Raw genomic sequence first — 11,779 nt, 5'->3', positions numbered from 1 at the left:
ACCAGCGAACGCTCACCGCCCCTGACCGGCCGCCGATCGCTCCCGCCCCCGACCGACCGGCGGACCGCTCACCGGCGACGACCACCCCTTCGCCCCCTCAGCCTCGGTTGCGGGGATGGTCGCGGGCGGTCCGCTCGTTCCCCCGCTTGTAGTTCCCGGTCCACCGGGCCATCACCAGCTGCGGATCTCCCGAGGCGACCTCGGCGAGGAACTGCTCGGCCCTCCCGCCGTGCAGGGTGGTCGCGGGGCGGCCGTGGTGGGTGATGCGGACGGTGCCGTCCGCGTGCGTGACGTAAAGGAATCCATGCGGGCGTGCCATGCGGGGCAGCGTACGGATGCCCGGGCCGCGCGCCCACCTGTTATCCGCGCGCGACCCGGGCACCACTGCACGCCCCGAGGGGGCTACGGCACGCTCCGGGAGGGCTGAGGCACCACCACGATCTTCCGCCCCACCCCCGAGGCGAACTGCTCCAGCGCCTCCGGGTAGTTCTCCAGCGGGATGCGGTCGCTGATGAACACCTCCGGGTCCAGCACCCCGCCCGCGAAGAGCTCCGCCGCCCGCTCGAAGCTGTGCAGCACCGCCATCGAACCCGTGATGGTGATCTCCTGGTTGTAGATGCGGTACGGGTCGATCGTCACGCGCGTCGCGTAGTCCGCCACGCCGAACTGAAGAAACGTTCCGGCCTTGGCGACCCGGCCCAGCCCGTCCTGGATCGCCGCCGCGTTGCCGGTGGCGTCCACGACGACCTCCCAGCCCTGCGGCCGGTCCAGCTCGTCCGCGCTCGCCGCCGCGGCCGACACTCCGAGCCGGCGGGCCGTCTCCAGCCGGGCCGGGTTCACATCGACCACGTCCACGCTCGCCGCGCCCGTCCGCTTGGCCAGCTCCAGCATCATCAGGCCCATCGTGCCGGAGCCGTAGATCAGCACATGCGCGCCGAGCCGGGAGTTCAGCACGTCGTATCCGCGCACCGCGCACGACAGCGGCTCGATCAGCGCCGCGTCCTCGGTGCGCACATGCTCGGGGAGCTTGACGCAGTTCGCCACGGGGGCGAGGGCGTAGCGGGCGGCGCCACCCGCGGTGGTCACGCCGATCGCGGCCCAGCGCTCGCACAGGTTGTTGTGGCCGGTACGGCAGTAGCGGCACTCGTAGCAGTACAGCGAGGGGTCCACGGCCACCCGGTCGCCCTCCGCGACCTCGGTGACCCGGGTGCCGACGGCCACCACGGTGCCCGCGAACTCGTGCCCCGGCACGATCGGCAGCTTCGGCGCGAACTCGCCCTGGAGGATGTGCAGATCGGTGCCGCACAGGCCGCACGCGGCGACCTCGACGACGACCTCGCGGGGACCGGGCGTCGGGTCCGGGACCTCCGTGACGACGGCACGGCCCACGGACTCGATGACGGCGGCCTTCATTTGACAGCTCCCAACGACAGGCCCTGGACCAGCTTGTCCTGGGCGGCGAACCCCGCGGCGAGCACCGGCAGGGAGACGACGAGCGACGCGGCGCACACCTTCGCCAGGAACAGGCCCTGGCTGGTGATGAAGCCGGTCAGGAAGACGGGCGCGGTCTCGGCGACGACGCCGGTGAGCACCCGGGCGAACAGCAGCTCGTTCCAGCTGAAGATGAAGCAGATCAGGGCTGTCGCGGCGATGCCCGGCAGGGCGATCGGGGCGATCACCCGGGCGAGGACCGTCGGCAGCCGCGCCCCGTCCACCCGGGCCGCCTCGATGACGGCGACGGGGATCTCGGAGAGGAAGGACTGCATCATCCACACCGCGATCGGCAGGTTCATGGAGGTGTGGAGCAGGACGAGCAGCCAGATGTTGTCGAGCAGGCCGGTGTTCTTGGCGAACAGGTAGATCGGCAGCAGGCCCGCCACGACCGGCAGCATCTTCGTCGACAGGAAGAAGAACAGCACGTCGGTCCATTTGCGCACCCGCCGGATCGACAGCGCGTACGCGGCCGGCAGGGCCAGCAGCAGCACGAGCAGCGTCGACGCGACCGACGCGACCGTCGAGTTGATCAGGGCGGGCCAGGGGCTCGCCCCGCCTCCGGTGCCGAAGAACTCGCGGTAGCCGTCGAGGGTGAGCGAGGCGGTGAGGGACGGCGGGTTGGTCGCCGCGTCCTGCTCCGAGTGGAAGGACGTCAGCGCCATCCACGCGATGGGCAGGAAGAACACGATCCCGGCGAGCCAGGCCACCAGGCCGAGCCCGTTGCGGCGCACTGCTGCGGTCATGACCGCGCCACCTCCTCACGGAACAGGGACGACACCACGCGCAGGGCGAAAGTGGCGATGACGATCGAGCCGATGACGACGAGGACGCCGGCGGCGGAGGCCAGACCGTTCTCATGGGCCTGGTAGAAGCTCTGGTAGACGGTGTACGGCAGGTTGGCGGTGCCGAGGCCGCCGGAGGTGATGGTGAACACCGCGTCGAAGTTCTGCACGATGTAGATCGAGCCGAGCAGCGCGCCCAGTTCGAGGTAGCGGCGCAGATGCGGCAGCGTCAGATGGCGGAAGATCTGCCAGTCGTTCGCCCCGTCCACCCGGGCGGCCTCGATCTGCTCGTGGTCGCGGCTCTGCAGGCCGGCCAGCAGGATCAGCATCATGAACGGGGTCCACTGCCACACCAGGGACGCCTCCACCGCGAGCAGCGGCGTGCGGGAGATCCAGTCGGGCTGGGGGCCGCCGACGTAGTGCAGCAGCCCGTTGAGCAGGCCGTACTCCGGGTTGTAGAGCACGTGCTTCCACAGCAGCGCCGCGGCCACGGGCACGATCAGGAACGGCGCGATGAGCAGGGTGCGCACCACGCCCCGGCCGCGGAACTTCCGGTCCAGCAGCAGCGCGAGGACCAGCCCGAGGACCAGGCTGACCAGCACCACGGTGGCGGTGAGCAGGACCGTCGTCCACACCGAGTGGCGCAGATCGGCGTCCGTGAGGACCTGCCGGTAGTTGTCGAGGCCGGTGAACCGGCGGGCGTCGGGGTAGAGGGCGTTCCAGTCGAAGAAGGAGATCACCAGCGTGGCCACGAACGGCAGCTGGGTCACGGCGATCATGAAGATCAGGGCGGGCAGCAGCGGGGCCCGGGTGGCCCAGGCCCGCAGCCGGGCCGACGGCTGCCGCACGGCCCGTGCGGGTGCCACGGTCACGGGGGTCGTCGTCGTAGCGGTCATCGTCCCTCGTACTCCTCGGAGATCTGCTCGGCGAGCTTCTGGGACTTCCTCAGGGCCGTCGTGACGGACTGGCGTCCGGCGATGGCCGCGCTGATCTCCTGGGAGACCTTGGTGCCGAGCCCGGTGAACTCGGGGATGCCGACGAACTGGATGCCGGGTGCGGGGCGTGGCTGCACGCCGGGGGCGTCGGGGCGGGCGCTCTCGATGGCCTGCCTGGTCATCTCCTGGAAGGCGGAGGCCTCGCGGGTGTACGCCGGGTTGCTGTAGGTCGAGGCCCGCTTGCCGGCCGGGATGTGCGACCAGCCGACCTGATCGCCGACGAGCTGCTCGTACCCCTTGCCGGAGGCCCAGGAGACGAACTTCCACGCCTTGTCGGGGTTGCGGGAGGCCTGCTGGATGCCCCAGGCCCAGGTGTAGAGCCAGCCGGACGACCTGGTCTTCTCCACCGGGGCCGGGGCGTAGCCGAGCTTGCCCTTGACGGGGGAGCCGGACGCCTCCAGCAGCCCGGCCGCGGAGGTGGCGTCGTACCACATGGCGACCTTGCCCTGGGTCATGTTGTTCAGGCACTCGGCGAAGCCGGCCTGGGCGGCGCCGGACTCGCCGTGCTCACGGACCAGGTCGACATAGAACTGTGTCGCCTCTTTCCATTCGGGGGAGTCCAGCCGGGCCTTCCAGTCCTTGTCGAACCAGGTGCCGCCGAAGGTGTTCACGACCGTCGTCAGCGGGGCCATCACCTCGCCCCAGCCGGGCAGGCCGCGCAGGCAGATGCCCTTCATGCCGGGTTCGGCGCCGTCCGCTTCAGCCGCGAGGCCGGCGATCTGCCGCCAGGTGGGGTGGGCGGGCATGGTCAGGCCCTTCTTCGCGAAGACGTCCTTGCGGTACATCAGGAAGGACGACTCGCCGTAGAAGGGCTGGCCGTACGTCTTGCCGTCGTCGCCGGTGAGCGACCGGCGCATCGGCTCGAGGATGTCCTGCTGGTCGAAGGCGGGGTCCTTGGCGGTGTAGCCGTCCAGCTCGTGCAGCCAGCCGTTGCGGGCGTAGATGGGGATCTCGTAGTTGGACAGGGTCGCCACGTCGTACTGGCCGGCCTGGTTGGCGAAGTCCTGGCTGATCTTGTCGCGGACGTCGTTCTCCGGCAGGACGGTGAAGTTGACCTTGATGCCGGTCTCGCGGGTGAAGTGGGCGGCGGTGAGTTTCCGCAACTCCACCATCTGCGGATTGTTGACCATCAGTACGTTGATGGAGTCGCCGCCCGAGCCTGCTCCCCCGGCACCGACCCAGCAGCCGGAGAGCAGCGGGGCGAGCAGCGACCCTGCGGCGGCTGCGGCGAGCGTGGCTCGCTTCGGTCGTCGTCGGCTCGGGGTTCGCATGGATCGCTCCTGAACATAAGGGGAGATAAGGGGCACCGTCGGGTGTGGTGGCCCCGGGCGGGGTGCGGGGGAGGGGTGTCAGACCCGGACGACCTGTGGTCCCAGCAGGGAGTACCGGTGCGCTTCCGACGTCGGCAGCAGGGTGCTCGTCACGATCGCCTCCAGCGCGCCGACCTCGGCGAAGCGGCAGAAGCTGACCGCGCCGAACTTGGTGTGCACGCCGGCGAAGACGGTCCGTCGCGCGGCCCGCATCGCCTGCGCCTTGACCTCGGAGACGGCCGGGTCGGGTGTGGTGAGGCCGTGCTCGCGGGAGATGCCGTTGGCGCCGACGTAGGCGAGGTCGAGGACGAAGCCGGACAGCATCCTCGTCGTCCAGTGGTCGACGGTGGCGAGGGTGCCGGAGCGGACCCGGCCGCCGAGCAGCAGCACGGTGATGTTCTCCGCGCCGGCCAGGCTGCCCGCGGTCGGCAGGGACGCGGTGACCACGGTCAGCGGCCGGTCGCGGGGCAGGGCCTCGGCGATGAGCTGCGGGGTGAACCCCTCGTCGACGAAGACCGTCTCGGCGTCGCCGAGCAGCCCGGCAGCCGCGGCGGCGATACGGCGCTTCTCGGGGACGTGGCTGGTGGCGCGGAAGGCGAGCGTCGTCTCGAAGCCGGCGCTCTCCACCGGGTAGGCGCCGCCATGGGTGCGCCGGATCAGGCCGTGGTCCTCCAGGGCGCGCAGATCCCGTCGTACGGTCTCCTTCGCCACGCCGAGCTCCGCGGCGAGCGTGGTGACGTCGACCGAGCCCGTGGCGCGTGCGACGCGCACGATCTCCCGCTGGCGTTCCTCCGCCGTCCTCGTGGCCATCGGCCGACACCCCCTTCCTGGTGTCCTTGCCCGTTCGGGCCCGGTGGGGCCCGTCGAGGGAATTTCTACAGGGGGTGCGGGTCGCTGACCAGGCCTGTTGCGAGCCCGATACTGCCCGGATATGCCCGTTCACACGGTGGAGTGCCCGCCTCGGACCTGCACGGCTGCGGGGCGGGGCATGGGATCGGGCACGGCCGGTGCCCGGATGCGGCGGCGGGCGGGCCCGTTCGGTGCCCGCCCGCCGCCGGAGTGCCGGTTTCCGCCGCGTCCCGACCGCCGGTTCACCGGCGGGGAGGGTGGTGCGGTACGACGGTTCAGTACGACCAGATCGGCGGCTCCGTCACGAAGTGGCCGCCGAGGCACGCGTGCGCGGGGTTGTCCGGGTCCAGCTCGCCCTGCTCGGCGATCAGCTTCTCGGCGTACGGCTCGGAGTCGTCCTGCGGCTCGTAGCCGAGGGCCCGCGCGGAGCTGAGGTCCCACCACAGGCGGGTGTTGGCGGAGGAGCCGTACACCACGGTGTGCCCGACGTTCTCGGCGGTGAGCGCCGCGTGGAAGAGGCGGGCGCCGTCGGCGGGGCTCATCCACACCGACAGCATGCGCACGCTGGTCGGCTCGGGGAAGCAGGAGCCGATGCGCACGGATACCGTCTCGATGCCGTGCCTGTCCCAGTACAGCTGGGCGAGGTCCTCGCCGAAGCACTTGGACAGGCCGTAGAAGGTGTCCGGGCGGCGCGGGGTGTCGAGCGGGATGAGCGGGTCGCCGTCCCGAGGGCGGGGGGTGTAGCCGACGGCGTGGTTGGAGGAGGCGAAGACGACACGGCGCACGCCCTCCTCGCGGGCGGCCTCGTACAGGTTGTACGTGCCCTCGATGTTCGCCTTGAGGATCTTCTCGAACGGGGCTTCCAGGGAGATGCCCGCGAGGTGGATGATCGCGTCGACGCCGCGGACGGCCTCGCGCAGCGCGCCGGAGTCGGCGAGGTCGGCGGTGACGGCGTCCGGTGCGCCCTCGACCGGGCGTACGTCGAGCAGGCGCAGGGTGTGGCCGTACCCGGGGAGCAGGTCACGCAACAGGGTGCCGAGCCCGCCGGCGGCGCCGGTGAGCAGAACGGTGCGGGGAGCGGGCATCCTCGTCTCCTTGATCTCCGCATGCTTGGACGCTATTCACATGCGTGGACACGCTAGAGATCCGTGCCACGCCCCGTCAAGCGTCCCCCGCCTGTGCGGTGCAGGTGTTTCCGCTCGATCGGTCGCTTGACCTTCGTCCAGCGGGTTCCCCAGGGTGAATTAGTTCATGAATATGGACACCAATCATGAACATGAGCGCCTTTCAGGGAGAGCCCGTGACGTCAGCCCCTCTCGCCGCTCGACTCGGCCGACCCGGCGGGCCGCTGTTCTTCCCCGTCACCGCCTTCGGACCCGACGGCACCGTCGATCTCGACACCTACCGCAGCCATGTGCGCCGCGGCATCGACGCGGGGGCCGCCGCCGTGTTCGCCTGCTGCGGCACCGGCGAGCCACGCGCTCACCCCCGAGGAGTTCGAGGCCTGCGTACGCGCCGCCGTGGAGGTCACCGAGGGACGCGTCCCCGTCGTCGCGGGCACCGGATACGGCACGGCGCTCGCCGTCCGCTACGCCCGCCTCGCCGAGGCCGCCGGCGCCGACGGGCTGCTCGCGATGCCGCCGTATCTGGTGGTCGCCGGACAGGAGGGGCTGCTGCGGCACTACCGGGAGATCGCCGCCGCGACCGCCCTGCCGGTCATCGTCTACCAGCGCGACAACGCGGTGTTCACCCCCGAGACCGTCCTCGCGCTCGCCCGCACCGAGGGCATCGTCGGCCTCAAGGACGGCCTCGGCGACCTCGGCCTGATGCAGCGGATCGTCAGCGCCGTACGCACCGGCGGCCCCGACGCCTTCCTGTACTTCAACGGCCTGCCCACCGCCGAACTCACCCAGCCCGCCTACCGCGCCGTCGGCGTGCCGCTGTACTCCTCCGCCGTCTTCTGCTTCGCCCCCGACATCGCCCTCGCCTTCTACGACGCGCTGGAGAGCGGCGACCGGGCCGGCGCCGACCGGCTCCTCGACGGCTTCTACCGGCCGTTCGTCGAACTCCGCGCCCAGGGCCGCGGCTACGCCGTCTCCCTCGTCAAGGCGGGCGTACGGCTCGGCGGACCGGACGTCGGCAAGGTCAGGCCGCCGCTGCACGAACCGGCCGAGGACCACGTCAAGCAGCTCGCGCACCTCGTCGAGCGGGGGCGGGCCCTGCTGGCGGAGGCCGGCCGGTGAAGGCGTCCGCGTTCGTCTACCTCTGGGACGTGAACGGCGACCCGGACGCCCCCGCCCGTATCGCCGCTCTCGGCGTACGGCAGGCCACCCTCGCCGCCGCCTACCACTCCACGCGCGCGCTGACCCCCCGTCACCCGCGCCACCGCGTCGTCACCGCCGAATACGCCGCCGTCCTCTACCCGCCCGGACCGCGCTGGGCGGGCCGCGCCCTGCGTCCCCACCCCGCCGGTGACTGGGCGCCCGGCGACGCCTGGGGCGAGGCCGCCGCCGCGCTCACCGACGCCGGCCTGGACGTGCACACCTGGGTCGTCCTCGCCCACAACTCCCGCCTCGGCGCCGAGCATCCGGACACCTCCGTCGTCAACGCCTACGGCGACCGCTACCCGTGGGCGCCGTGCATCGCACAGCCCGCCACACGCGCGTACCTCGTCGACCTGGCCGCCGAGGCCGCCGTGAGGCCCGGCGCGGCCGGCACCGAGCTGGAGTCCCTCGGCTGGTACGGCCTCGCCCATCTGCACGCCCACGACAAGACCGGCGGCGTCGGCCTCGGCGAGGCCGGGCAGTACCTGATGTCCCTCTGCTTCTGCCCCTCCTGCCGGGACGGCTACGGCCGGCACGGGCTGGACGCCGACGAGCTGGCCGCCGCCGTACGCGCCGCGTTGTGGCCGCTGTGGCGGCAGGAGCCGGAGGAACCCGGCTGGGCCGGCGTCGAGAAACTGCTCGGCGCGCGCACGGCCGCCGCCACGCGCGCGTACCGCGACGAGACCGCCCGCACCCTCCAGCAGGAGGCCGTCGCCGCCGTCCGCGCCGCCGCACCGCCCGGCTTCCAGGTCCTGCTCCACGCCGACCCGGTCTCCTGGCACTGCGGCGCCAACGCCGGCCCCCGCGCCCCGGACCGCCTGACCCGCCGGGGCTTCCTCGCCGCCGGAGCCGCCGCCTGCGCGGCCCCGGTCCTCGCCGCCGCACCCGCCTCCGCGGCCACCGCGCACCGCCCGGCTTCCTCGTCGTCCACGGCCGCGTCACCAGCGAGGCCCCCGACGGCTTCTGCAAGCCGGCCCGCCCTGGGTGCCCAGCTCCGACACGACCGCCCGCCCCGTGCTCACCGTCCGCGAGACCTGGCTCGGCCCCGGCGTGGACGCCGTCGCCCCCTATACGGACATGTCGGCGTCGTACCCCTGGCAGGACCAGCGTTTCGCCGAGTACCGCAACACCGGCCCCGGCGCCGTCGTGACCGTCCCGGACAGCCGCCCCCGGCTCACGCCCGCGCAGGCCCGCACAGCCACCCGCGCCGAGTGGCTCGGCGGCCGGCAGCCGGGGAAGGAGGTCTGCCGACCGCCTCCGGGAACCGCCCGGCGGCCGGGCGCACCTGACTTCGGGTCAACAGAGGGTCATGGCAAACCCATTGGACGGCAATGCTCGGGCCGGAGGGCTCGCATGTCGCGCGTGATGCGCGTAGACAAGGCGTGACCTGGTGGAACGACCATGAACCACCTGTACAGAACCGGAGATTCCATGCGGAAGTCCCTCAAGGCAGCCGCCCTCGCCGCCGCGTGTGCCGTCGCCGGCGGTGCGCTCTACGGCGCCGGCGCGGCCACCGCCGGCCAGTCGCACGCCAACTCCACGCACGAGCCGTACAACATCGGCGTGCTCGTCAAGGACATCGACACCTACTACGGCACATACGCCGACGCCGACGGCGTCTACCAGGCGTCCCCGTCCAGCCCGTACGCGCGGGACCTGGCGCGGATCGACGCCGACGCGAAGAAGTACATCGACAAGGCGGCGCGCAAGGCACGGCAGCACGGCGAGAAGCCCGCCGTCGTCTTCGACATCGACGACACGCTGCTGCTCAGCCTCGACTACGAGAAGCGCACCAACTACACGTACGACGACGCCACCTGGAAGGCGTACGTCGACCGGGCCGACCGCCCGGCCGTCTTCGGCAGCCCCGAACTGGTGCGGTACGCCAAGGCCAAGGGCGTCGCGGTGTTCTACAACTCGGGCCTGGGCGAGGCGCAGCGTGCCGCCGCCGTGGAGAACCTGAAGAAGGTCGGCGCCGATGTGAACCTCGACGCCGCGCACATGTTCCTGAAGGACAAGGCCGCCCCGCCGGCCTATCTGAGCCACTGCGCCACGCCCGCCGCGTGGAACTGCACCACCGTGCAGTTCAAGGCGGGCACGCGCAAGCACATCGAGAAGGACCTGGGGTACGAGATCATCGCCAACTTCGGCGACCAGTACTCCGACCTGGAAGGCGGCTGGGCCGACCGGACGTACAAGCTGCCGAACCCGACGTACTTCGTCAGCTGACCGTCGACTCGACGAAGACGCCCCCTCGGTCGTCACCGAGGGGGCGTCCGCCTGCCCGGCCGGCGGCCGACGGGGCCGGGGTCGGGGGCGGTTCAGCGGCGGGTCACCCGCGGCAGGTCACTTGGTGCGCCGGGATGAGATCCGGAACCGCAGCAGCCGTGCGTGGGAGAGACCGAATGCCGTCCGGCATGCCGGACGTTCACCGCTCGCCGTGCCGGGCGGTGCCGGTCGGCCCGTCATCCGCCCAGCGCCGCCTCCATCATGGCCTTGGCCACGGGGGCGGCCAGTCCGTTGCCGCTGACCTCGGAGCGGGCCGCGTCGGACTGCTCCACCATCACCGCGACGGCGACCTCCTTGCCGTCGGCCTTCGCCCAGGAGGTGAACCAGGCGTACGGCGTCTTGCTGTTGTTCTCGCCGTGCTGGGCGGTGCCGGTCTTGCCGCCGACGGTCGCGCCGTCGATCCGCGCGTTGGTGCCGGTGCCGTCCTCGACGACCGTCCGCATCGCCGACTGAAGCTGCTCGGCGGTGGAGGCGCTGACGACCCGCTCGCCGGACGCGTCGCCGTCGTAGTCCTGAAGGACGTCGCCGCCGCTGTCGGTGACCTTGGACACCATGTGCGGGGAGACCAGCTCGCCGCCGTTGGCTATCGCCGCCGACACCATCGCCATCTGCAGCGGCGTCGCGGTGACGTCGAACTGGCCGATGCCGCTCAGCGCGGTCTGCGGCTTGTCCATGTCCTTCGGGTACACGCTGGTGTACGCCCGCACCGGCACGTCCTGCTTCTCGTCGTCGAAGCCGAACCTCTCCGCCATCGCCCGGACCTTGTCCTGGCCGAGGTCGACGGCCATCTTGCCGAAGACGTTGTTGCAGGAGTACTGGAGCGCCACCCGTATCGAGGCGTTCTCGCAAGGGGCGTTCGGGTTCTCGTTGGTGAGCGGGCGGGTCGTGCCCGGCGCGGTGTACGGGTCGGGGCTGTCGGTGTCCTCGTCCACCGACGACACCAGCCCGTCCTCCAGCGCCGCCGCCGCGACGACCAGCTTGAACGTCGAGCCCGGCGGCAGCGGCTGGCGCAGCGCCCGGTTGGTGAGCGGCTTGTCCGGGTCGGCGTTGAGCTGCTTCCACGCCTTGCCGGCGGTGTTGGCGTCGGTGAGCGCCGTCGGGTCGTAGGACGGGGTGGAGACGACGGCGAGGATCCGGCCGGTCTTCGGATCGATGGCGACGGCGCCGCCCTTCTTGTCGCCGAGCGCCTTGTACCCCGCCTTCTGCACGTCCGGGTCGATCGTGGTGAACACGTCGCCCGGGTCGGCCCGCTTGCCGGTGACCGTGTCCATCACGGTCTTCAGCCGGTTGTCCGTGCCGTTGAGCAGGTCCGCGTAGATGCCCTCCAGCTGGGTCGGCGCGTACGCCTGCGAGGCGTATCCCGTGACCGCCGCGTACAGCTCGCCGTCGGTGTACGTGCGCTTGTACGCCAGGTCACCGCCCGAGGAGCGCGCCGAGCCGGTGACCGGGCGTCCGGCCACGACGATGTTCCCGAGCGGTGCCGCGTACGTCTGGATCGCGTTGCGCCGGTTGTCCTTGTCGTCCGCGAGGGCCTGACCGTCGTAGAACTGCACCCAGGTCGCCCTGACGAGCAGAGCGAGCACGAGCAGCAGAGCGAAGACGGACGCTCGCCTGATCGTCTTGTTCATCCCGGTCACAGGACGAGCGGGACGGGGCGGATCGTTCCCTTCCGCTCCGATTTCTCATCTCGTGTTCATGAATCCCACAGGACCGCCCCCTCCGGAACCCCACAGGAC

The 11,779-nt window shown here is 71.6% G+C and carries 10 protein-coding genes and 1 pseudogene; 3 read left to right on the top strand and 8 right to left on the bottom strand.

Features of this window, described 5'->3' with window-relative positions; all coding sequences use genetic code 11:
- Positions 1-97 precede the first annotated feature (97 nt).
- From MTQ10_RS20790 to MTQ10_RS20760, 7 genes are all read right to left on the bottom strand, one after another.
- On the bottom strand, positions 98-319 hold the full coding sequence (locus tag MTQ10_RS20790; RefSeq protein WP_247470379.1) for a hypothetical protein: 222 nt from the start codon (positions 317-319) through the stop codon (positions 98-100).
- 83 nt (positions 320-402) lie between these two features.
- Positions 403-1,413, bottom strand: a complete 1,011-nt coding sequence (locus MTQ10_RS20785) for a zinc-dependent alcohol dehydrogenase family protein (RefSeq protein WP_247470377.1) — start codon at positions 1,411-1,413, stop codon at positions 403-405.
- The gene (locus MTQ10_RS20780; RefSeq protein ID WP_247470375.1) at positions 1,410-2,237 is read right to left on the bottom strand and encodes a carbohydrate ABC transporter permease; all 828 of its coding nucleotides are present in this window, start codon (positions 2,235-2,237) and stop codon (positions 1,410-1,412) included. Before MTQ10_RS20780 ends, MTQ10_RS20785 begins: the two co-directional genes overlap by 4 nt.
- Positions 2,234-3,172: a carbohydrate ABC transporter permease gene (locus MTQ10_RS20775; protein WP_247470373.1), complete on the bottom strand. Its 939-nt coding sequence runs from the start codon at positions 3,170-3,172 to the stop codon at positions 2,234-2,236. Before MTQ10_RS20775 ends, MTQ10_RS20780 begins: the two co-directional genes overlap by 4 nt.
- A complete protein-coding gene (locus MTQ10_RS20770) occupies positions 3,169-4,542 on the bottom strand; it encodes an ABC transporter substrate-binding protein (RefSeq protein WP_247470372.1) in 1,374 nt (457 codons plus the stop codon). Before MTQ10_RS20770 ends, MTQ10_RS20775 begins: the two co-directional genes overlap by 4 nt.
- A gap of 78 nt (positions 4,543-4,620) precedes the next feature.
- Positions 4,621-5,391 (bottom strand): DeoR/GlpR family DNA-binding transcription regulator, encoded by a 771-nt coding sequence (locus MTQ10_RS20765; protein WP_247470371.1) that lies wholly within the window; start codon positions 5,389-5,391, stop codon positions 4,621-4,623.
- A 314-nt stretch (positions 5,392-5,705) separates the two neighbouring features.
- A complete protein-coding gene (locus tag MTQ10_RS20760) occupies positions 5,706-6,515 on the bottom strand; it encodes an NAD-dependent epimerase/dehydratase family protein (RefSeq protein WP_247470370.1) in 810 nt (269 codons plus the stop codon).
- Positions 6,516-6,706: 191 nt separating this feature from the next.
- On the opposite strand from MTQ10_RS20760, the pseudogene MTQ10_RS20755 reads away from it, so the two are divergent.
- The 3 genes and pseudogenes from MTQ10_RS20755 to MTQ10_RS20745 all read left to right on the top strand — a co-directional run bounded on the left by MTQ10_RS20755 (position 6,707) and on the right by MTQ10_RS20745 (position 9,983).
- Positions 6,707-7,673, top strand: a pseudogene (locus MTQ10_RS20755) (5-dehydro-4-deoxyglucarate dehydratase).
- Positions 7,670-9,043, top strand: a complete 1,374-nt coding sequence (locus MTQ10_RS31515) for a hypothetical protein (protein WP_247470368.1) — start codon at positions 7,670-7,672, stop codon at positions 9,041-9,043. Before MTQ10_RS20755 ends, MTQ10_RS31515 begins: the two are co-directional and overlap by 4 nt.
- Before the next feature lie 142 nt (positions 9,044-9,185).
- A complete protein-coding gene (locus MTQ10_RS20745; RefSeq protein ID WP_247470366.1) occupies positions 9,186-9,983 on the top strand; it encodes an HAD family acid phosphatase in 798 nt (265 codons plus the stop codon).
- Positions 9,984-10,219: 236 nt separating this feature from the next.
- Here MTQ10_RS20745 and MTQ10_RS20740 read toward each other — a convergent pair whose 3' ends face one another.
- Complete coding sequence (locus MTQ10_RS20740) at positions 10,220-11,671, bottom strand: peptidoglycan D,D-transpeptidase FtsI family protein (protein ID WP_247470364.1); 1,452 nt, start codon at positions 11,669-11,671, stop codon at positions 10,220-10,222.
- Positions 11,672-11,779: the final 108 nt, after the last annotated feature.

This window comes from Streptomyces sp. XM83C (assembly GCF_023072675.1).
GTDB classification, from domain to species: domain Bacteria; phylum Actinomycetota; class Actinomycetes; order Streptomycetales; family Streptomycetaceae; genus Streptomyces; species Streptomyces thermocoprophilus.
Note: the sequence above shows the minus strand (reverse complement) of the source record. Positions and strands in the feature narration are given on the sequence as shown.

Excerpts from the sequence above, each read along its gene's own strand:
- MTQ10_RS20760 (WP_247470370.1), bottom strand. The coding sequence starts at position 6,515 with ATGCCCGCTCCCCGCACCGTTCTGCTCACCGGCGCCGCCGGCGGGCTC.
- MTQ10_RS20745 (WP_247470366.1), top strand. The coding sequence starts at position 9,186 with ATGCGGAAGTCCCTCAAGGCAGCCGCCCTCGCCGCCGCGTGTGCCGTC.
- MTQ10_RS20775 (WP_247470373.1), bottom strand. The coding sequence starts at position 3,172 with ATGACCGCTACGACGACGACCCCCGTGACCGTGGCACCCGCACGGGCC.
- MTQ10_RS20780 (WP_247470375.1), bottom strand. The coding sequence starts at position 2,237 with ATGACCGCAGCAGTGCGCCGCAACGGGCTCGGCCTGGTGGCCTGGCTC.
- MTQ10_RS20790 (WP_247470379.1), bottom strand. The coding sequence starts at position 319 with ATGGCACGCCCGCATGGATTCCTTTACGTCACGCACGCGGACGGCACC.
- MTQ10_RS20770 (WP_247470372.1), bottom strand. The coding sequence starts at position 4,542 with ATGCGAACCCCGAGCCGACGACGACCGAAGCGAGCCACGCTCGCCGCA.
- MTQ10_RS20785 (WP_247470377.1), bottom strand. The coding sequence starts at position 1,413 with ATGAAGGCCGCCGTCATCGAGTCCGTGGGCCGTGCCGTCGTCACGGAG.
- MTQ10_RS20765 (WP_247470371.1), bottom strand. The coding sequence starts at position 5,391 with ATGGCCACGAGGACGGCGGAGGAACGCCAGCGGGAGATCGTGCGCGTC.
- MTQ10_RS20740 (WP_247470364.1), bottom strand. The coding sequence starts at position 11,671 with ATGAACAAGACGATCAGGCGAGCGTCCGTCTTCGCTCTGCTGCTCGTG.